Below are 20,889 nucleotides of genomic sequence, written 5' to 3'. Positions count from 1 at the left end.
GCAACTTCCGGACCGTGGGGACCCAACGCCAATCGAACCCCCACACGCTGCAAGTGAACCTCAACAGCGACCCCGCCGCTTCTGCTGACCGGAACGATCGGCAGCGGGGTTGTTTCTATGTGAGGTACAACGTGGAGTCCATCCGATGCGCGAGCTGCCGTCGTCTCTTGATGAAAGCGGCACCGCGCGCGATATCTGACACGATCGAAATCAAGTGCCCGCGCTGCGGCACGATCAATGCCTTGAGGCCTGTCGAGCCCCAACCAGAGCGCGCCGGCGAAAGCCGGAAAGAGCTGCCGGACCAAGGGATAGGGACACATGGCCAAGGACGATAACACCCTCCCGCCGCTGGACCCGAAATCGCCCGGCATTCCTAAGGGCAAACGCTACCGCGAGCAGTACGGCGTCATTGCCGTCTGTCCGGATGAAGGGTCGCAACGCGCGATCTACGAGGGTTTAAAGGCGCTTCAAACCGCGCGTCTCAAGGTGGTGGTGACATGAAAATCAAGATCCGCCACCGCTGCGACGACTTTGACAGCTATCGCGCCGCGCGCGTCAAATCGCTCTTCAACGTCGAGACTGGCGCGAATGTCGAGATCTCGGCCGAGCTACCGATCGAGGATCGCGACTGGTCGATCGGCCTGGTCGTCGGCCCTTCCGGGTCCGGCAAGACCTCAATCGGACGCAAGCTGTTCGGCCCGCGCGCCTTCTATACACCAAAGGGCTGGCCGGCCAACGCGCCGGTAATCGACGCGATCTCACCCGAAGGCCGGTTCGACGACGTTACCGCTGCGCTGTCGGCGGTGGGGCTCGGATCGGTGCCGGCCTGGCTGCGGCCCTACCGAGTTCTGTCCAATGGGGAGCGGTTCCGGGCCGATCTGGCGCGAATTGTTTGCGAGCAGCCGTCCCGGATCGTGATCGACGAGTTCACCTCAGTCGTCGACCGGCAGATCGCGCGCATCGGCGCCCATGCGTTCGCGAAGGCCTGGCGGCGCACCGGTGGTCGGGCGGTGCTTCTGTCCTGTCATCGGGACATCATCGACTGGGTTGCGCCCGACTGGATCTATGACACCCGAACGGGGCACTTCACCGGGAGGTATCTTCGACGACGGCCCGCGATCAAGCTCGACATCTACGAAACCGACTGGCGCTTCTGGCCGCTATTTGAACCACATCACTATCTGACGCTGCCGAAGATGATCGCGGCCACGTGCTACGTCGGCTTCGTCGGTGATGAGCCGGTGGCGCATGTGGCCGTGTCGACGCGACCGGGGCTCGTGGAAGCCCGCGCGTGCCGGTTGGTGATCATGCCGGAATGGCAGGGCGCAGGCGTTGGCCTCCGGTTCCTCAATGCCATCTGCGCACGTTGGCGGCGCGGCGAGAACCGATACGCCAAGCCAGTGCCAACGTTATTCCACACCTCCCATCCGGGTCTCGCCGCCGCGCTTCGACGCAGCCCCTTGTGGGTGCAGGTATCGAGCACGCTCTTCGGGGCAAACAAGGCCGCGTCCATGCGGAGCATCCGACGCACAAAGAACGCAGGCGCTGGATACGGTGGCCACTTCCGGGCCGTGCAGGGCTTTCGCTACGTGGAGGGGTGCGCATGAGGATTGCGATCGTTGGTCAGAAATGGTTTGGAACTGAGGTGTTCAAGGCCGCCGGGGCCTATGGTACCGTGGACTATGTCATCGCGCCCGAGGCCGGCGATCGCTTGGCGCTTGCGGCGCGCGCCGCGCGCGTCGATGTTCACGTACGGCCGTCCGGGCTGCGCAGGCCCTTCGATCTGCCGGCCGTGGACGTTCTGATCTCCGCGCATTCGTTCCTATATGTGCCGGCCTGGCTGCGCGGGCGTGCGTCCTGGTCGATCGGCTATCATCCGTCGCTTCTGCCGCTTCATCGCGGCCGCAACGCCGTGGCAGCGGCGATCGCGGCGGGCGACCGCGTGACCGGTGGAACGGTCTATCTCCTCGAGGGTGGCTATGACACCGGATCGGTCGTGTTCCAGGACTGGTGCTTCATCCAGCACGGAGAGACAGACGCCGGGCTTTGGCGTAGGGCATTGGCGCCGATGGGCCTCGAGCTACTCGAGAAGGCGCTTTCGCATCTCGACGATCACGGTCGACTTGATGCCGCGCCACAGGAAGCGTTGCACCGCAACCGGGTGGCCTCTTGATCGCCCATCTCGGCGTGTGTCAGGCTCAAAGTGGTTTTGAAGCGGGGTGTAGTCCCCCGAGAAATGAGATTTGAGCCATGACATTTCGAGCCGCCTTCCTCCTCGCCGCGCTGTGCGCAACGATCGTGCCCCATCAGGCTGCGGCCATGCCCGACGCTACCACGATGAAACGGCTAGAGACGGTCGGCTTCTACCTCGGCGCTGCTGACCATTGTCGGATCGATATCGAGACAGATCGTCTTCGAACCTACTACGAACAAAGGGGCGCGCTCGACCCTGTTGTATTCGGCGCGGTGGATCGTTTCGTTCGGGCCGGGTCGATTGTGCGCCATCAACCGGGAAGCGCTCACTGCGGACTTGCGGAAAGGATCTTGAGGGCGGAAGAGATCATCGATTGATGACCGTTTGAGCCGCGCTCAAATGCCGTCCCCCGACCCGAAATCGGTTGCCATTTGATCTTGCGCGAAATGCCATTTGTTTTTGCGCGCTACACAAGGGTCCCGATTGGGCCCTTTTTTTGTTTTAAAGGGCGTTGGCAGGGCTATCCGCCCTTCGGAGACCGGGCGCTTGACGCAGCTCGGGTCTCCGAATGGCCCGTGTCTCTCTTCGAGCGCCCCTTGTTGGTCACGGGACGGCGTAAAACATCCGCGTAATTTCATTGAGTTGGCGCGTTCAAGGGGGCGTCGCGTTCGCGGAACAATCCGGCGACCGAAACAGACACGAAGGCGCAGGACGGCCGGGAGGACGGCTCTGTGGCGGTCTATCGCCAGGTCAGCGTGGCAGTGCAGGTCAGCGTGGCAGTGCAGGTCAGCGTGGCAGTGCAGGTCAGCGTGGCAGTGTGCGCGATCCGCAAGAAAGCGCTGAAGACGGATCGGTTATCAAACGACAATAATTTCAAGCAACGGGAACGGATGCGGATGGACCACCAAGCCTACTCGAACGGAATTCAGATAGCGCAACTCGAGGATGGCCTGCTGATACAACAAGGTGGCGAAGCCTACGTTGCGCGACCCTGGTGTCTCACGTCCGCGGTCGATCATTTGATCAGGACAGCAACTGCCAGTGGGTTGGACTAGATGATCCGCTCAGATCACCCGCTTCGAAAAGCGCGATGGCCCAATGCGCGAGGCGTTGTCTACTTGGCTTTCTCGGCGTCTCCTGATCTGCAGTAGACTGTCGCGATCGACACATTTCGCCCGGCGCGCGGTGACTTCGGTTGTGCCGTTTTTAACGGTAAGCATCACGCGCAGTTTGTTACGAGGGGCATCCCGTTTGTCTTCGAGGGGCGCAACAAGACGTCGGGGCATCTGGTCGTTGCCAGAGATTTCGTGATCCCCGCCCTTGTTGACCTGGCGCACTTCGATCACAGCGTCTTGACCCTCAACAGGACGCTACATCAAGGGGATGGCTTCACAACCGAATACGTGATCCAGCACAGAATTATCGCGAATTGGGAGCAGACGCCTTGGGCTGGACGTTACAACCTTGTTCAAGACGAATTCCCGGCCGACGGCGGGTTCATATCTCGGCGGATCGACATTCTGGCACGTGACCGGTCCACAGGAGATTGGCTTGTAATAGAGCTAAAGCGCGCCGAAGCGAGGTCCGAAGCCGTGGAGCAGGTGGCGGATTACTTGCTCGCCTCGGGAAGCGAGATGCCTTTGTTGACGGCAAATTGGACGGAGTCTTCGTCGCCGAGCGAATCCCGACCTCTGTCCGCTCATTGGCAAAGACCGAGGGCATCACGGCGTACGAAATTGTGTGGCCGATGCAGCTGACGCGTGTCGCCTAATCTGCCCAAGAAATTCGCCCCCTGATCAGTCGAACACCTGCCCCGGCATGTTGGTGCCATGGCGGGGCCGCGACATCGGTCAGTTTCAACAGGGTCACGGCGGCCATATCGCGCTTGTAGACCAGTTGCTTGAGCGCCTACGGCGCGAGATAGGCGAACCGCGGCTGTGGGCAGAGCGTTCGGGTAACGGGCGTGCTGCCCAAAGACAAATCCCACCTTGCCGGGGACAGACAGACCTGTTCCGGTGCCGCCTCCTTTAGACTTCGCGCAAGGCGCCGCTGGCGGACTGGATGAATGCTGGCGTTTCCGGCTCGGACGGAAGCGCGCGGATCGACCAGGGCGAGGCGTTGCGTCGCTCGCCCTGATAGGGAGCGAACGTCCTCGTCGTCTCGCCAGACGCGCGTTATCGCAGAAGCAATGCGGGATACCAACTGACGGCCACGACCTGGTCGAAGATCAGTATGAGGACCGCGAGACAGCCGAGTGCATAGGGCACGGCAACCCTCCATCCATAGCCACCCCAGACGAGAATATAAAGCCCTGCAAAGAGCGGCAGCGCGATGCGCTGGCCAAGAAGGATCGTAACGCCGACAATGGCCAGCATCCAAAGGGCGAAATGCAGGACAGAGCCGAGCGGCTGCGGTGACGTGCCCCCACCCCTGCCTGCGGCATGATCGGCCTGAAGATGGCAAATTGAGACAACCAGGGCCGCTACGGCGAGCGCCGCGCCGGAAATGCCGGTCATGAACGGAAAGCGGGCGCTGTTGGCGGGCCAGTCCATGGCAAGGACCGCTGCACCGACAAAGACGCCGGTGAGGATAACGAGCGGCAGGAGCTGATCGAGCGGCCGCGCAGCAAGCATGCCCGGCCGTGGTACGCGAGCGCCAGAGACATCCGCTGGAACGACGCTCCGCCTCCGGACGTGGATCCAGATCGAATAGGCGAGCGATACGACGACCATGACCGCGAGCACCGTGACGATCGGCCGGGCGATCCAGCCATATCCGTTATAGGCGGAAAGCGAGATGGCGAGCGCATTCTCCATGATGGGGCCGAGAATGATGCCGAGAACCAGCGGTGCGCGCGGGATGCCGCCGCGCTTCATCAGATAGCCAAGCGTACCGAACAGGAGCAGCACGCCCCAGTCGCCCATATTGCTGGTGGCAAGCCAGGCGCCCATGAACAAAAACAGGCAGACGCCCGGCACGATGAGATGGCCGGGCACGAAGGTGAGCCGCACAAGATAGCGGCTGAACAGGAAGAGAAGCCCCGCCCCAAGCACGTTGGCGATCACCATCGTCCACATCATGGACAAGGTGATGTCGAGCTTGGTGGTCAGCATTTGCGGGCCTGGCTGCAGGCCCTGGATAAGCAGCGCGCCGAGGAGGATCGCCATCGGTGCGCTGCCGGGAATGCCAAAGGTGACCGTGGGGATGAGGGCGGCGCCCTTCTGGGCGTTGTTGGCCGCTTCCGGCGCGATCACGCCGCGGATGTCGCCCTCGCCGAAACCGGACTTGTCCCTGGAGCTTTGCACAACATGGCCGTAGGCGATCCAATCGACGATGGAGCCACCGAGCCCCGGCAGCAGCCCGACGTAGCAGCCGATCGCGCTTGAGCGCAGGACGAGCCACCAATTGCGGACGGCATCGCGCACGCCGTCGATCATCCGTGACCGGGTCTCGGTCCGGTCGACGCGGGAGATCGAGGTATTGCCGACGGCTAGCGCGAGCACTTCCGGCAAGGCGAACAGGCCAAGGATCACCGGAATGAGTGGCAGGCCCTCGAACAGATAGATGACATCGAAGGTGTAACGCGGAATCGCGTCGGTCGGTGAATAGCCGATGTAGGAGATCAGGAGCCCAAACAGCGCGGAGACGAGGCCGAGTAGGATCGAGCCCCCGGACAGCGACGCCACCATGGTTAGCGCCAGGATGCCAAGCATGAAGAATTCGGGCTGGGCAAAGGCGAGGATGACCGGCTGCAGGACCGGGATCGACAGACCGAGAAACAGCGCGCCGAGCAGACCGCCGACGGCGGAGACAAAGAAGGCGGCGCCGAGCGCCCGCGCCGCCTCACCCTTCTTCGCCAGCGGATAGCCGTCGAGGATGGTGGCCTGGGATGCGGAAGTGCCCGGAATGCCGAGCAGCACCGAGGCCAGCGTGTCGCTCGTCGTAGTAACGGCGTACATGCCGAGCAGGAAGGCGAAGGCGGCAACCGGCTCCATGGTGAAGGTGAAGGGCAGCAGGATCGCCATGCCGACGAGGCCAGACAAGCCCGGCACCGCACCGAAAAAGAGGCCCAGGATCGTGCCCAACAGAAGATATCCAATGGCCGGCCAGGCCAAGACGGCGGCAAGGCTGCTCAGGATCAGGTCATACATTGCGGTCTCCGTGACACTTTCCGGCCCCCGGGCCGCGGTCATCGCGAATGGGCCGGCGCCGCGTGAAGCCCGCCCGCTCCACGCAGCCGGAGGTGATGCAAGTCGGGCGATCTGGCTCGAAACAAGGCCCGGACCAGCCGGGCGACCGCCGTGCGATCGCCCGGCCGGAGCCGGTCAGTTGTCGGAGCCGGCGGCGATGTAGTCGCTGAGGAACTTCACCAGGTCGGCGTCGATGTCATCCAGGGATTCGATCAGCGCCATCGTCTCCTCGCCGTGCGAAATGACCGGCTTCGCCTGGAACGCCTCCTCGTATGCGCTAAGGAATTCCTCATCGGTCTCAAGCGCCTTCCAGGCCTGACGCAGGGCGTCGACCGCTTCATCGGGCGTGCCGAGCGGGACAAAGGAGCCGCGCTGTAGGCTGGTCTTCAGATTGTTGACCGCCTCGAAGACCTCATAGACCTCACCGGAGGGGTTTTCGCCGTGGACGGACCGGTAATAGTCTCGGAATGTCGGGATGTCGGGCAGGCTCGCATTGAGGACGTCATTCCCCGTCGCATCGACGACCGCATAGTAGAATAGCGGCATGGCAATGCCGGTCTCCACCATCGACGGCACCACGGAAGACCGGTAGCTGGCGATCGAGCCACAGGAATACTGCGCCTCGTTCTGAAGGACTGCGGCAGAAGCTCCAGCCAGTCCCTTGTAGCCGGTCACATAATTGTAGTCGACGCCCAGCACGTCGAGCGACAGGCGCATGCGGATGTCGTGCGTGCTGGTGGGACGGATTCCGGACGCGTTGAAGGTCTCGGCCTGCAGGAGATCGGCTGGCTCCTCAACGCCTGGTGGCGTGTCGCGGCGCACGTAACAGATCTGCGGCACGGCGAGCGAGGACAGCCAGATAAAGTCCTTGAAGCGGGTATCGAGCCCCGCATCACCGAGGACTTCGGTGAAGACCGGCGGCGAGAAGATCGCGACGGTCAAACCGTCCGGCCTGACCACATCCGCCATGTAGTTCATGCCAATCATCCCGCCGGCACCGGCGCGGTTTCGGGCGACAATAGTTGGATTGCCTGGAATGTGCTTGCCGAGATGCCGGGCGATCAGCCGAGCCTCGACATCCGTCGGTCCGCCGGCGGAATAGTTGATCAGGACCTCGATGGTCTTGCCCTCGTAGAACGGCGTCTCAGCAAGGGCCGGCACAGATGCCAGTCCCATGGCAAGCACCGCCGTCGCGGCGATCCTCTTCGTTGCACTCATGGCTTTTTCCTCCTCCTCACAATTCATCAGCGACGCTTGATGCGGGTTCGCGCCATCGGGACAGCGGCCCGCTTTTTTCAAACTGATGACAGTTTTGAAGAGTCCTTCAAGAAACCAAGAAATGTCAATTCGTATACATTTTGTTTTTCTTGAGATTTCTGCGAAATGGAGATGGGGGTCGCTGGCGCTTTTGAGACCAACCTAGCTTTTCTGTTGACACTTTGGATATCTTTGAGCTCACATTCGGGAGCGTCAGGCAGCGAAGGAGGAGCGCGCGACATGGCTCAGAAACGGGACGACGGTCACGCTGCGAAAACTCAAACCGACAGACAGCGCTTCGATGTCGCCTATTCGGATCTGCGTGACTGGATCGTCGAGGCGGAGGCACTCGGGGAGTTGGAGGTGCTAACCGGCGTCGACTGGCAGGAGGGCATCGGCGCAGCGACCGAACTCGTTAGTCACTCGGATTCAACGCCGGCTCTCCTGTTCGACGAGATTCCGGGCCACGCCAAGGGCTTCCGGGTGCTCACCAACATCTTCGGCGGACAGCGCAAGGCGATGACACTCGGCTTTCCCGCCCACTACGACAAGCAGGCGCTGAGCAATGGCTTCTCCGAGATCTACCGGCCGAACGAAGCACTGATCCCGCCGAGGATCGTGGAAACCGGGCCAATCCTGGACAACGTGTTGGAGGGGGACGCCATCGACCTCGACATCTTCCCGACGCCGCTCTGGCATCCGGGAGACGGCGGCCGGTATATCGGCACCGGCAGCTTCAATCTGACCCGCGACCCCGATAGCGGCTGGCTCAATCTCGGCTGCTATCGGGTGATGCTAAACGATCGCCAGAGCCTGTCGTATAATGCCGGTCCGGGCAAGCACGGCCGCCTGCACCATGAGAAGTATGCCGCGCGTGGCGAGCATATGCCGGTCGCCATCGTCGTCGGCGGCGATCCGCTCACCTTCCTTTTGTCGGGGATCGAAGCCCCGGCCGAAATCAGCGAATACGACATTGCCGGCGGCATGCGGGGCCGGCCGCTCGAACTCGTCCGTGGCCGCCATACCGGCCTGCCCTTCCCCGCCAATGCCGAGATTGTCATAGAAGGCTATGTCGACCCGGAGGCAGTGGTGCCCGAAGGCCCGTTCGGCGACTGGACCGGCACCTATACGGAGGCGGGCCGCAAGCGGCCGCTTGTCCGGGTGTCGGCGATCTATCACCGCAGCGACCCGATCCTGCTCGGCTTCATTCCTCAGAGCCTGCCGGATGAATATTCGCGTTTCCGGGCGATTACGCGAACGGCGATCGTGCGGCGTAACATCGAAGCGAGCGGCATTCCCGGTATTGCGGGTGTTTGGTGCCATGAAGTGGGCGGGGCCCGTATGCTCACTGTCGTCGCCATCGAGCAGCGCCATCCCGGCCATGCCCGCCAGGCAGGTCACATTGCCTCCCAGTGCCACGCCGGCGCCTACGGCGGCAAGTGGGTGATCGTCGTCGACGACGATATCGACCCGTCCAATCTGGACGAGGTGATCTGGGCTGCGCTGACTCGCTCCGATCCGGTCACCTCAACGGACTTCATTCGCGGCGCCTGGACCTCGCCGGCCGATCCGCGCATTCCGCCGGAACAGCGCGCAGCCGGCGACATCACCAATTCCCGCATGATCATCGATGCCTGCATACCGTTCCACTGGCGCGATCAGTTTCCCGAGAGCTCCCGGCCGACCCAGGAACAGCGGGACGCGGCCAGGGCGCGGTTCGGATATCTTCTGCGGTGAAGGCCGCTTCGCGCCAGGAATGGCACGAAAAGCCCACGCACCGCTCGAGCAGGCAAAGGCGCCGACGCCCCCCCGCATGAAGCCCTCGGTGTCAGTCGAGCGGCACCCAGCGGGGCGGCGTCGAGCCGGCATGGCGCGACAGGGCAACTCGATACTCATAGCGGTCGGGGCGGTAGAGCGAGCGGATAAACTCGACAGGCCGGCCGACCGTGTCGCGCACCACCCGCCACATGGAGATCAGCGCCGCACCAACCGGCACCTCGAGACGGTCGGCCACCTCGCCGGCCGCATTGACGGCCGAAAGGCCCTGCTCCACCCGGTCGACGCGGATTCCGGCCGCTTCCAGCGCTGCCAGCACCGGCCGGTTTCCGAGCCGATCCGGGTCGATGATGGCGGCTTCGGGAAAGCGCACATGGCAGGTGACATGAGAGATCGGGCCGTCCGGGCGGTGGCGCACCCGCACCACCTGCAGGACGTCCGAGCCGCCGGCGACTTCCAGGCGGCGCGCAACTTCGGCATTGGCGGCGACGGTGGCGATGCGGATCGGTTGAACCGTGGTGACGAGCTGGAAGTCGTTGATGTTTTCCATCAAGCCGCCAAAATTGGACCGGTCGCTGCCGCTGAGGACCGCGTCGTTGACAAAGGTGCCTCGGCCGCGCTGGCGCCAGATGAGACCTTGTTCCTCCAGGAGCGCCATGGCCCTGCGCACCGTGACGCGCGACACGCCATAAAAAGCGGACAGTTCAGCCTCTGTCGGGAGGGGACGCGGCGGCGGCCAGACGCCGGCCATGATCTTCTCCCGCAGCGCTGCATAAAGCCGATAATAGAGCGGAATTTCACCGCCCGCCGGCCCTGCCGCGGACGATTGCGGCCCTGCCGGGCTCTGCGATTCCGACCTTGGCTCGCCGGCGTCGGTGACAAAAAGCGGCGTGCGGAGCGTCTGGATCGGCATGATTGTCTCGCGAGCTAGGGGCGCGGGCTTGACTGGAATGCGATGCGTTTTGCGCACCGCATTCCAACATTATCCCAGGTCGGCCAGTTCCGGGCATGACCGGCGGAGCGCCTGCGAGGCGGCGATGCCCGCCTGCCCCGTCAGCCACCACGCGCCACACAGATTGGAGGACAGGACAGGCCGGTCAATCTCCGCGCGGGCCGCCACGATGGCGGGAATGGTGATCATGCCAGTGCCGCTCATAACAGTGGCATCGGCATCGTTGAAGGGCACCCGCTCCAGGAGCGCAACGACATCTTCCGTCGTCAGGTCGTAGGCCCGGAAGTCCTCCTGGTCCTTGATGACATGACGCACGGAGAAGCCGGCCGCCTCCCAATAGGCGACAGCCTTTTCGGTTAGCCAGCCGGGATAGGGAGAGACCAGATTGAGGCTCTGAGCGCCGAGCGCGACAAGCGCCTTGCGAATCGCCAGGCTCACGGTCAGCACCGGCGCGCCGGCCGCCGCAGTCAAGCGAGCGGCGAGGTCCTCGTCGCCGTCGGGACCGAGCCGATAGCTCGGGCCGGTCAGGCCGACCAGCAGCGAGGACGGTTTGAGCGCTCCAAAGCTCCCATAGAGATCGTCATAGTTGCGAACATAGCCTTCGTTGCGGGTCTCAAGCCGCGTCGAGGCGGACACCGGAAGACGCGTCGTATAGAGGGTCACCCCGGCCGGCAGAAGATATTGCAGCTCCGGTTCGACCGTCGGATTGGCCGGCGGTGTTGCCACGGCAACCCGTCGGGAATGCTCGAGTTCGGGTGGTACGACTGCTTTCAGTTTCACCGTTGTCGTCATTGCATGGCCTCCCTTGACGTAGCGCCGGCGCCGAAGGGGCGCGGCGCGATATCCAGCATGGCGCCCTCCACCAGAAAAGCCCGGGTGGCCTCCGGATCGGCGGCGCGCATGCGAACGGTTTCAAGCCATGTCGTGGCGTCGCCGACACTGCGGTCGGTGCGCGGGATCAGGAAGTCGGTGGCGATGCGGTGACGCTCTTCGGCATAGGCATCGAGGGCGTTAAGATCACCGGTCTGGATCGCCTCTGCCATTGCACCGGCGAGATACCAGGCGTCATGCAAACCACAGTTCATGTTCATCCCGCCGCGGGTATTGGTGACATGTACGCTGTCGCCGGCGAGAAAAACCCCGCCGTCGCGATAGCGCGCCGCGACGCGCTTCGAGGCCGAATAGATGTCGGTATTGATGAGCGGTGGCAGCCGCTCGGCCATGGGCAAGACCTCGCGCAACCGGGCCAGCATCCATTCGGGCTTCAGCGCCTCCTCGTCGGGCACGGAGACCGGCAGGCGGATGATGATCCGCCAGCAATCCGGCATGCGCAGCAGGCTGATCGACTTTTCCCCATTGAAGACATAGGTGACCGGCGCCAGACCCGGCAACCAGGCCTCAAGGTCCATGTCGGTCATCAGACGCAGAACCTTGGTGGAATAGGCGCTGCCGTCGAAGGCGATGCCGAGCCGGTCGCGAATGGCCGACCGCGCCCCGTCGGCGGCAATCAGATAGAGGCCGCGGACCGTCTCGGACCCGGCTGGCCCGGCGACGACCGCCGTCACGCCGCCATCCTCGTTCACGGCGTCCACGACCTCGGCGCCGAAGCGGATTTCGGCATGATCATGCTCCGCGAGCCGGTCAAGCAGGAGCGGCGTGACGCGTGACTGTTCGAGATGCAGACGGAAGGGATAGCGCGTCTCGTTGGCCAGAAGCCCGAGATCGTACTCGGCGATGATGCCCGCCGCGTCCGTTCGGTACTGGATGCGATCAATGCGCTGGCCGGCGGCCAGGACCGGCGCGATGACGCCGAGCGCATCAAGGATCTCGAGCGTCGAGGGATGAAAGGTCGACGCCTTGGACGCGGCCGTCAGGCGGCCACGCTTCTCCAACACCAGCACGGGCACCCCGCGATCGGCTAGTGCGACAGCTGCGGCCAGTCCGACCGGGCCGGCGCCTGCCACGATCACCCGGTTTGCCATGTCGGTTTGCCGTGTGCCTGAGTGCATCCCTCTCCCTCCCGCAGATTTGTGCGGCCCCGCTGAAGCGGCAGAACCGCGCATGCAGCCAGTCTGGCGCATGACTTTTGAATGTCTTTACTGTCAACAGTTTTGCCGATCAGATATGGCCCCGCAAGTCAAAAGAAGCAAAAGAATGCGGATTTTTTAGTTTTTCACCCCAAAAAAGTCCTTCTACACGCAGATTTCGAAGCAAACCAAATGTATTGTTGGCACTTATGGTCGAATCTATTGGTCGCGAAAAGTCGCCTAACTGCCTGGTCCGGCATCGGCAGATTGCGGGCGATCTTAATCACCTTGAGCGCCTCCGTGAGCGCTCCGGCGAGCGGCAAAGCGCATCGCGCGGCATCGGCCTCGGCGAGCAGGATGGTCATGTCCTTCTCCGCCCACTGCCAGGCGCCAGCGCCGCGCGCAGGCGCTCGCGGTCGATGCCCATGGCCTCGGCGAGATCGAGCCCCTCGACCATGGCCGTGAGACAGGCCCAGAGGATCATGTTGCTGACCATCTTGGCGGTCCGGCCGGCGCCGAGCGGGCCGACATGAAAGATATCGGAACAGAAGCCTTCTAAGACTGGACGACATGCGGAGATCTCGGCATCCGTTCCGCCTGCAAACATCAGAAGCGTGCCGTCGGGGGTAGCTGCTTCGTCCCTCGCGACCGGGGCGTCGATCAGCGTGGCTCCGGTGCCGACAAGGCGCTCGCACAGTCGCTTGATCGCGGCGGGAGGAATGGTCAAAGCGAAGGCGATTGTAAGGCCGAGCGAAGCCGCCGGCACCAGGCCGTTGTCACCGAACAGGACCGCCTCCAGACCCACTTCGAAGCCAACCATGACTACAATCAGGTCGCAGCTTTGGCCGAGTTCGGTGGGAGTGACACAGATTGACACGCTGGCGCACCGCGCGGCTTTGGCCGTTCCCGGGTTTGCGTCCGCAACATGAACGTCGAAGCCGGCGCGGTGGAGACCGAGCGATCTTCTCTCCAGCCCGACCACCCCGACAGCCCGTATTGTCAATCCTGTCCGGGGTTCAAAATGACAGCCGCCTGCCGGAACAGCTGTCGGCGTAGGCCCGATCCGGCTGCCTATCCGAAGCGGGCACCATGTTCGGTGGAGAGGTCGTCCTCAAGCCATGCCCGGTCGTCTTTCGACATGCCCATCTTGGCCGCGACGGGGGCCTCCGGCACTTCGCCCGCACAAGGCTGGTGGCCGGTCATCGACATGCAGGAGCCCCAGGCCGGCCAGAGGAATCCTTGTCATGGGCCTCGCGGTAGACTTCGGGCACGGTCGGACAGTCGCGACTCGCCGGGTTGCGCCCAAGGTTTCCCCTCTCGTCGTTGAGGTTCTCAGTGAAGAGCGGGATCGCCTTGCCCTCCTCCATCAGCGGCACGACCTTGGTCAGGTCACCAATATTATTCTGACCATCGAGATCGACCTCGTCGCGCTCGAACGATGGCAGGTGTTGGACTTGCCCGGAGAGCCGTTGATCGCCCGCACGCCGGAATCGAGCGCTCTATGCCGTCTTCCTGTCGATGGAGGCAGGAACACCGGCGCTGCCATGGATGAGTTCGCCCTCGCCGACCACGATGTCGGCGGCGCTCTCGGTGCCCAAATCAGCGTCTCGCCGCCCGGCGATGCGTGTGCCGAACCACACGATCTCCCTATACTGTGCCGAGCCGGCGCAATGGCCCCGGCACCATTCGGGTGGAGACGAATTTCTCCTGCGTGTAGAAGCGCTCGCTGGCCTCGCCGCCCTCACGGCCGACGCCGGAGTCCTTGAAGCCGCCGAAGGGCGCGCGTAGATCGCGCATCATGGTGGCGTTGACCATAACACCGCCGGAACGCAGGCGCGGAACGACGGCGTTGACGGTCGGCAGATGGTCCGACCAGACATAGGACATGAGGCCGAAATCGGTGCCGTTGGCGATCGCCGCGGCTTCGTCGACCCCTTCGAAGGGCAGGAAGGTGGCGAACGGACCGAAGATCTCTTCCTGCGCCACGCGGGTCTCATTCGATGGAGCGACGACGGCCGTCGGTCTGACGAAATAGCCACTGCCCAGGCTCTCGTCGCGGAGGCCGCCCGTCACGAGCCGGCCGCCCTCTTCGCGCGCCAACTCGGCATAGGAAAGGACGTGGTTCATATGCGCCTCGGTGGCCAGCGGGCCCATCTCGGTCGCCTCGTCGGTCGGATCGCCGACCCGGATGCGCTCGGCACGCTCGGCGAACCGCGCCACAAAGTCGTCGAAGACCGGCCGCTCCACCAGAATGCGCGAGCCGGCGAGACATTGCTGGCCGGCATTGGTGTAGATGGCGAGCAGCGCGCCATCGAGCGCATCATCGAGATTAGCGGAGGCAAAGACGATATTGGCGGACTTGCCGCCAAGTTCCGTCATGCAGGGTACGAGATTGCGCGCCGCAGCAGCCATAATGGAGCGGCCGGTCTCCGTGCCTCCGGTGAAGGAGACGAGGTCGACGCCCTGATGGGCGACGAGCGCCGCGCCAGTCACCGGCCCACGGCCATTGACGACGTTGACGGCGCCCTCCGGCAATCCCGCCTCGTGAAGGAGTTCCACCAGGCGCACCAACGCCATGGGCGTCTGCTCGGACGGCTTCAGGACACAGGTGTTGCCGAAGGCGAGCGCGGCGGCGACCTTCATGGCGCCAAGCGAGATCGGCGAATTCCACGGCGCAAGTAGCGCGGCGACGCCGACGGGCTCGCGCGCCACAACGGTGCGGAAACCTTTCACCTGGTCATAGACGGTCCCGGACGACTGACCGATATAGTCGGCAAAGAATCGGAAGCAATAGGCCGTGCGCTTGAGATAGCGGGTGAGGAGATCATGTATCGGCTTGCCGGTATCGAGGCATTCGAGGCCGGCGAGCAGCGGGATGTTCTGCTCGATGACCTCGGAGAACCGGCAGAGATATTCCTGCCGCTCCTCCACGCTGAGATGTGGCCAGGGTCCATGGTCGAAGGCGCGGCGCGCCGCCGCGACGGCACGGTCAATATCTGCGGCATCGTCCTCGACGAGCGTCGCGACCCGGTTGCCGGTTGCCGGATAGAAGACCGGAATTTCGATTCCACCGCCGCGGACCGGCGCTCCATCGATCAACGCCGTCACCGTGTGCCGGATATCTCTTTCATCAAGCGGCAGCCTCATCGTCCCTCGCCCGTCGTCATTTACTTCCCCCCGTCGAGTGTCGACACTTTAGAACAAAGTCTCGCCAATCGACCCCGTCATATCACCCCGCAGCCACGCCGTGACGTACGCTCCCGGAGCCAGCAGGCCTTGCGTAATAATAGCGCTTAGAATTCACAATTCTGTTGACACTTTGCTATCATAACGCCGTGACTCGGGTCAATATGCCGCACCGACAATTCACCCTCTCCGGGCCGTACAGGCGCTGTAGTCGTGTGATCGCATCCGGAATTCGATACGTCGGACGCAGCGTCATGCGGAACGAAAAGCTGCAAAGCAAAATTAATTATCTGATTTTGTTGCTTTACTAGACTTTTTCCAATCCCCGCAATTGATCCTGTTCGCGCAGAAGCGCGTCAATCTGGGCGAGACATGGAAAGCCCGACCCGGGTGCAGCTGTTCCGGCGCCCAACGCCGCTTCACACCAAAAGTGTTAACATTACTGGGCGCTTGATCAACCCGCAGGGTCCGGCAATCCCATGGGTCGCGCGCCCTCCCAGGCGAAACCCGGCGGCGTGTTCATCCGGCCGAGGGCCCGCTCCAGACCGTCGGCGATCCGCAGAAGGCGTGGCTCGCCATGGGGACGCGCCGAGAGCTGTACGGCGAGCGGCAAACCGGTGCTCGACAATCCGACGGGCATGGACAGGGTCGGATACCCAAGAACATTGAAGGGCGTGCGCATATGGCGCCGGTAGGTCTCACCGAGCGCGGCCTGATCGTCGATCCGACAGGGAAGCGCGAAAGAGGACAGCCCGATCACGGCATCGACCCCCGTTGTCGCGCGCCGGTAGCGCGCGATGAGTTCGCCCCGCGCCTGTTGCGCGGTGATGAAATCGGACGCGCCGAGCGACGCACCTGCCCGCAGCTTTTCGCGGCTGATGGCGCAATAGTCGTCCGGTCGTTCGGCAAGCCAGGCCTGATGTATCGTATAGGCCTCTGCGCGGTGGATCGTCAGTGCCGTGGTCTGAAACGCGGCAAGGGGCGGAAGATCGTCGATCGCGACGACCTCGGCGCCGACGTCGCGCAGGGCGGCAAGGGCATTCCCGAAACCCGCCTCGATATCAGGATCGATCGCCCCGGCCGCTTCGTGAAAGGAGGCGAGCGTGCCGATGCGCAGCCCCTTGAGCCCGTGCCCGAGTTCCGCACCATAGGAGCCGCCCCCTCGGGCGGGCTCGGCGACGACGTCCATGATGAGCGCGCAGTCCTCCACCGTGCGGGTCAGAGGCCCGACATGATCGAGCGAAAAGGCAAGAGGGAAACAGCCCCGGCGCGGCACCACATCATAGGTCGGCTTCAGGCCGACGAGACCGCAAGCCGTTGCCGGGCTGCGCACCGATCCGAGCGTATCCGTGCCGATGCCCGCCATTGCGAGGCCGGCGGAGACCGCAGCGCCCGACCCGCTGCTCGAGCCGCCCGGATGATGGTTCCGGTTCCATGGATTGCGGGCCGGAGGGAAAGGCAGGTCGAAGGTCGGACCGCCGGTACCGAATTCGTGCAGGGCGGTCTTGCCGAGAAGGATCGCTCCGGCCGCTGCGAGCCGGACCACAACGGCGGCATCCGTGGCCGCCGGCTCTTCGGGTACGATGCGCGAATGGCACGTTGTGACCATGCCCGCGACGTCGAAGATATCCTTAAGGCAATACGGGATGCCATGCATCGGGCCATGGTCCGCGCCAGCACGAAAAGCGGCATCGGCACGCTCGGCCGCGGCAAGCGCCGGCTCCTCCAGGACAACCAGATAAGCATCGATCCGATCATTGAGCCGCGCAATTCGCTCGAGATGATGCAAGGTCAGGTCTACGCTGCTGATCGCGCCGGCGCGCAGCATCCGGCCGGCCTCGGCGATGGTCGGATACGCGATCATGATGCGTCCGGCTCATTGTCCGGCACGAAGCGGTAAGCCGGCTCGGCAGTCGGAGCGAACGCAACTCCGGGTTCAAAGGGCCCGCGGTGATCGCGCCTGCCGCTCGGTCCGGCCGACCGCTCCGTGGCAGCTCCGATAGAGCCGGCCTGCCGGACATTGGCGGTCGACTGCCCTGCCCGTCCCTGCCGGGTCGGCTCCGGCCCGGTCTCCCGATCGCCGGCGCCACCCCCGCCGTCGATTGTGTCGCCATCGTCTGCCGCCATGTCCAATCTCCTTTTCGTCTCCCTCGCCCCCCCCGGACCAGCATGATGCTCGCCCAGAACCAAAGGATTTGGGAGCTTGGGCCTTTCCATTCAGCACACCCTTGCTTAAACTGTCGACACTTTGCGCGTGATGTATCGTAGCGTCAACCAGACTGACACGAGCCTGCAGGACATCGCGAAGGACACAGAGGGAGACAGAGTATGGATTGCGAACGACCAAGCTGGCAGATAAGCGATGCCGCAGCGCATGACGGCCAGCACAAGATCCATGCCGTCATCCAATCCCAAAGGGCGCGGCCGTTCAGGCGACCGGTTTCCGGTCCGCCTGGAGCGATCCGCGCATGTGCAGCCCTTCGTGAACGGGGCCTCTCTGTCCGCGCCAACGTTCCACCAAGCATGCCTCCCGCCGTCGCGAACCCCATCCATCCCGATCTGCGCATGACCCCTTCATGACCGCATCGTCGCCCATGATCGTTGGAATTTCGGGAGCCTCCGGCGTGATCTACGGGATCCGGGCTCTGGAGATCCTGAGCGCGCTCGGTATCGAGACGCATCTCGTGGTCACCAAGTCTGCGGAAATGACCATGCGCTCCGAAGTCGACATCGCCCCGCGCGACGTGAAGGCGCTCGCCAATCACTGCCATCCGATCGGCGATGTCGGCGCATCGATCGCCTCGGGATCGTTCCGCACACGCGGCATGCTGATACTGCCGTGTTCGATCCGCACGATGAGCGAGATCGCCACGGGCGTGACATCGTCGCTCATGACCCGCGCCGCCGACGTCGTCCTCAAGGAGCGTCGCAGGCTTGTGCTCGGCCTCAGGGAGACGCCCCTCCATCTTGGCCATCTGCGCTCCATGACGGCCGTTACGGAGGCCGGCGCCATCGTTGCGCCGCTGGTGCCGGCCTTTTACAATCGCCCGCAGGAGATCACACAGATCATCGACCATTCGGTCGGCCGGCTTCTCGATCTGTTTGATATCGATGCCGGCGTTGCCGGCCGCTGGACCGGACGAAGCTAAGCCTTGGCCGGTCGCTGGCGCACGGTCGTCGTCGCCACTGCAACGCTCTTCTTTGCAGCCGCCGGAGGGCGCGGCGCGAGCCTTCTCGGTTTGCCCTCGCCGTGGCTCCCTGGTTCCCAACCGGCACGGCTCTCCTAACCGTGAGGATCTCCGGAGTGCGGGAGAGCCGCCGGCCGCGGACTCGCGCGACCGTCCATCAGGTATGGACCAACGAAGATATATCGGAAACAATATCTTCGCGAAGGTGTCCGTCCCTCAGGCTGAAGCAGCGCCGGGTCGTGAACCCGCGCGAGATGCGGATCCGGGCTGAGGGCGCCCATCCCGCCATCGTCGATTCCCGCCAAGCCGCCGTTTCCGGGGGGAGGAATTGCTTGCCGGGTCGCTCGCGCCGATAGCGGCACACAGGTTCGACCGAACAAAACCGGGACATCCGCGACAGTCCGGCCTCCGCCAGCCGGCGCGCCACGCTGGAGCGCATCAGCCACTTGAACACCGTGCGCTGAGAAATGTCATACGCCGCCGCGAGGTGGCCAAGTGGATCGCCCGTCTGATGACGAGCTGCCATCCGGGTTCCCCCTGTCAGCCAGCTCTGTCGTAACAACCAGCTTCAGGCGGTTGGTCCCCAGGAACACCCTTATGGGACATCACACATCACACCTAGGGCGCAGCGGCAGTCTCTGGTCCATCGCGCCGCAGATGACGCCATACGGTCAGTACGACGAGGCCCACCGCCGTCAGCAGGAGCACGAGCGCGACCTCGCTGCCCCACAGCGCCGTTAGGTCACCGCGGGAGATCAGCATGACGCGCCGAAAATGCTCCTCGAGAAGCGGTCCGAGCACGAAGCCGAGGATAAGCGGCGCCATCGGGTATCGGTTGCGCGACAGCACCCAGCCCGCCACGCCGATGAGGATCGCAAGCGCGACATCGAAAAGGCTGCTGCGGGCGCTGTAGACGCCAAGAAGGATCAAAATGGCGATCAGTGCCGACAGGTAGTAATGCGGGATGCTGGTGATGCGGGCCCACAATCCGATGAGCGGCAGGTTGAGCGCCAGCAGCAACAGGTTGCCAATCCAGAAGCTCGCGATGAGTCCCCAGAAGAACTCCGGCTCCGAGGTCATGAACTGAGAGCCGGGGATGATGCCGTGAAGCGTCATTGCGGCAAGCAGGATGGCCATCACCGCATCGCCTGGAATGCCGAGACTCAGCGTGGGGATGAAGGCCGACTGGACCGCCGCGTTGTTGGCGGCCTCGGGCGCGGTGATCCCCTCGATGGCGCCCTTGCCGAACCTTTCGGGCGTGCGCGAGACCTTCTGCTCCAGCGAATAGGCGAGGAAGGCCGCGACCGTTGGCCCCGCACCGGGCAGCGCCCCGATCAAGGATCCAATCGCCGTTCCGCGGAAGCACGGGCCATACATCTGCCGGCGTTCCGCCCGGCTCGGCAGCATGGTGCGCAGCTTGTAGCTGTGTGCTGCAGGCGCGGCGACCTGCCGGCGGCTGACGTTCTCAAGCAGTTCGGAAACGCCGAACAGCCCCATAGTGAGAACGAGGATACCGATGCCCTCCGTCATCTCGGGAAAACCGAAGGTGTAGCGCATGGCTCCGGTCGTCATATCCATGCCGAACGTGCCGAGCAGGAGCCCCAGGACGGTCATCGCCGCGCCCTTTGCGACGCTGCCCGCGCCCATCGAGAGCGCCGCGACCAGCCCGAGTACCATGACGGCGAAGTACTCTGCCGATCCGAACTGCAAGGCGAGCTTCGCAAGCACCGGAGAAATGCCCATCAGAAGAATGATGGCGATGCTGCCGCCGATGAAGGATGCAATCGTGGTGACAAAAAGCGCCGTGCCCGCCCTGCCCTGCTGCGCCATTGGATAGCCGTCGAGGCAGGTGACGGCGGCCGTCGAGGTGCCCGGTATGTTCAGCAGGATCGCGGCCGTCGAACTGCCGTACTGGGAGCCGTAGAAGATGCCGGAAAGCATGATCAGCGCAGTTAGCCCGTCAAGCCCGAAGGTCATCGGCAGGACGATCGATATGCAGGCCGCGGCTCCGATACCCGGGAGCGTACCGACCAAGGTGCCCAGAAGGACCCCGACGAAGCAGAAGAGAATCTGCTCCGGGCCGAATGCCATCATAAATCCCTGAAGGACGTTATCCATC

At 63.7% G+C, this 20,889-nt stretch carries 20 protein-coding genes; 8 read left to right on the top strand and 12 right to left on the bottom strand.

The window, feature by feature from the left end:
- Window positions 1-14 precede the first annotated feature (14 nt).
- The 6 genes from G572_RS26825 to G572_RS0101410 all read left to right on the top strand — a co-directional run bounded on the left by G572_RS26825 (window position 15) and on the right by G572_RS0101410 (window position 3,249).
- Complete coding sequence (locus G572_RS26825) at window positions 15-335, top strand: Com family DNA-binding transcriptional regulator (protein ID WP_425423409.1); 321 nt, start codon at window positions 15-17, stop codon at window positions 333-335.
- Complete coding sequence (locus tag G572_RS26150) at window positions 319-501, top strand: hypothetical protein (RefSeq protein WP_029056958.1); 183 nt, start codon at window positions 319-321, stop codon at window positions 499-501. Before G572_RS26825 ends, G572_RS26150 begins: the two co-directional genes overlap by 17 nt.
- Window positions 498-1,607: an ABC transporter ATP-binding protein gene (locus tag G572_RS0101425; RefSeq protein WP_029056957.1), complete on the top strand. Its 1,110-nt coding sequence runs from the start codon at window positions 498-500 to the stop codon at window positions 1,605-1,607. The genes G572_RS26150 and G572_RS0101425 overlap by 4 nt, the downstream gene beginning before the upstream one ends.
- A complete protein-coding gene (locus tag G572_RS22015; protein ID WP_037545021.1) occupies window positions 1,604-2,173 on the top strand; it encodes a formyltransferase family protein in 570 nt (189 codons plus the stop codon). The genes G572_RS0101425 and G572_RS22015 overlap by 4 nt, the downstream gene beginning before the upstream one ends.
- A 77-nt stretch (window positions 2,174-2,250) precedes the next feature.
- On the top strand, window positions 2,251-2,571 hold the full coding sequence (locus G572_RS0101415; RefSeq protein WP_029056956.1) for a hypothetical protein: 321 nt from the start codon (window positions 2,251-2,253) through the stop codon (window positions 2,569-2,571).
- 354 nt (window positions 2,572-2,925) lie between these two features.
- Window positions 2,926-3,249: a hypothetical protein gene (locus G572_RS0101410; RefSeq protein WP_029056955.1), complete on the top strand. Its 324-nt coding sequence runs from the start codon at window positions 2,926-2,928 to the stop codon at window positions 3,247-3,249.
- 9 nt (window positions 3,250-3,258) lie between these two features.
- On the opposite strand, the gene G572_RS26145 is transcribed toward G572_RS0101410, so the two are convergent.
- From G572_RS26145 to G572_RS0101400, 3 genes are all read right to left on the bottom strand, one after another.
- Window positions 3,259-3,540 (bottom strand): hypothetical protein, encoded by a 282-nt coding sequence (locus tag G572_RS26145; RefSeq protein ID WP_156884446.1) that lies wholly within the window; start codon window positions 3,538-3,540, stop codon window positions 3,259-3,261.
- Window positions 3,541-4,368: 828 nt separating this feature from the next.
- The gene (locus G572_RS22010; RefSeq protein WP_169391271.1) at window positions 4,369-6,345 is read right to left on the bottom strand and encodes a tripartite tricarboxylate transporter permease; all 1,977 of its coding nucleotides are present in this window, start codon (window positions 6,343-6,345) and stop codon (window positions 4,369-4,371) included.
- Window positions 6,346-6,519: 174 nt separating this feature from the next.
- On the bottom strand, window positions 6,520-7,602 hold the full coding sequence (locus tag G572_RS0101400; protein WP_029056954.1) for a Bug family tripartite tricarboxylate transporter substrate binding protein: 1,083 nt from the start codon (window positions 7,600-7,602) through the stop codon (window positions 6,520-6,522).
- Between the two features lie 279 nt (window positions 7,603-7,881).
- On the opposite strand from G572_RS0101400, the gene G572_RS0101395 reads away from it, so the two are divergent.
- Window positions 7,882-9,378, top strand: coding sequence for a UbiD family decarboxylase (locus G572_RS0101395; RefSeq protein WP_051241439.1), 1,497 nt, complete (start codon window positions 7,882-7,884; stop codon window positions 9,376-9,378).
- 91 nt (window positions 9,379-9,469) lie between these two features.
- Here G572_RS0101395 and G572_RS22005 read toward each other — a convergent pair whose 3' ends face one another.
- The 8 genes from G572_RS22005 to G572_RS21985 form a co-directional block, all read right to left on the bottom strand.
- On the bottom strand, window positions 9,470-10,330 hold the full coding sequence (locus tag G572_RS22005; RefSeq protein ID WP_051241437.1) for a GntR family transcriptional regulator: 861 nt from the start codon (window positions 10,328-10,330) through the stop codon (window positions 9,470-9,472).
- A gap of 69 nt (window positions 10,331-10,399) precedes the next feature.
- Window positions 10,400-11,161, bottom strand: coding sequence for a maleate cis-trans isomerase family protein (locus tag G572_RS22000; protein WP_156884443.1), 762 nt, complete (start codon window positions 11,159-11,161; stop codon window positions 10,400-10,402).
- A complete protein-coding gene (locus G572_RS21995) occupies window positions 11,158-12,378 on the bottom strand; it encodes an FAD-dependent oxidoreductase (protein WP_169391270.1) in 1,221 nt (406 codons plus the stop codon). Before G572_RS21995 ends, G572_RS22000 begins: the two co-directional genes overlap by 4 nt.
- Before the next feature lie 164 nt (window positions 12,379-12,542).
- Window positions 12,543-12,761 (bottom strand): hypothetical protein, encoded by a 219-nt coding sequence (locus tag G572_RS0101375; RefSeq protein WP_029056952.1) that lies wholly within the window; start codon window positions 12,759-12,761, stop codon window positions 12,543-12,545.
- The gene (locus G572_RS21990) at window positions 12,758-13,378 is read right to left on the bottom strand and encodes an NAD(P)-dependent oxidoreductase (RefSeq protein ID WP_051241432.1); all 621 of its coding nucleotides are present in this window, start codon (window positions 13,376-13,378) and stop codon (window positions 12,758-12,760) included. The genes G572_RS0101375 and G572_RS21990 overlap by 4 nt, the downstream gene beginning before the upstream one ends.
- A gap of 89 nt (window positions 13,379-13,467) precedes the next feature.
- Window positions 13,468-13,605, bottom strand: a complete 138-nt coding sequence (locus G572_RS26140; RefSeq protein ID WP_156884441.1) for a hypothetical protein — start codon at window positions 13,603-13,605, stop codon at window positions 13,468-13,470.
- A 438-nt stretch (window positions 13,606-14,043) separates the two neighbouring features.
- On the bottom strand, window positions 14,044-15,543 hold the full coding sequence (locus tag G572_RS0101355) for an aldehyde dehydrogenase (RefSeq protein WP_037545013.1): 1,500 nt from the start codon (window positions 15,541-15,543) through the stop codon (window positions 14,044-14,046).
- Window positions 15,544-16,036: 493 nt separating this feature from the next.
- Window positions 16,037-17,446 carry an amidase gene (locus G572_RS21985; protein WP_051241430.1) on the bottom strand — a complete coding sequence of 470 codons (1,410 nt, stop codon included), beginning with the start codon at window positions 17,444-17,446 and terminating at the stop codon, window positions 16,037-16,039.
- A gap of 712 nt (window positions 17,447-18,158) precedes the next feature.
- Here G572_RS21985 and G572_RS0101335 point away from each other — a divergent pair.
- Window positions 18,159-18,731, top strand: a complete 573-nt coding sequence (locus G572_RS0101335) for a UbiX family flavin prenyltransferase (protein ID WP_029056949.1) — start codon at window positions 18,159-18,161, stop codon at window positions 18,729-18,731.
- A 657-nt stretch (window positions 18,732-19,388) separates the two neighbouring features.
- Here G572_RS0101335 and G572_RS0101325 read toward each other — a convergent pair.
- Window positions 19,389-20,888, bottom strand: coding sequence for a tripartite tricarboxylate transporter permease (locus G572_RS0101325; RefSeq protein WP_029056947.1), 1,500 nt, complete (start codon window positions 20,886-20,888; stop codon window positions 19,389-19,391).
- Window position 20,889: the final 1 nt, after the last annotated feature.

It is taken from the genome of Stappia stellulata DSM 5886, from assembly GCF_000423705.1.
GTDB lineage: Bacteria > Pseudomonadota > Alphaproteobacteria > Rhizobiales > Stappiaceae > Stappia > Stappia stellulata.
Note: the sequence above shows the minus strand (reverse complement) of the source record. Positions and strands in the feature narration are given on the sequence as shown.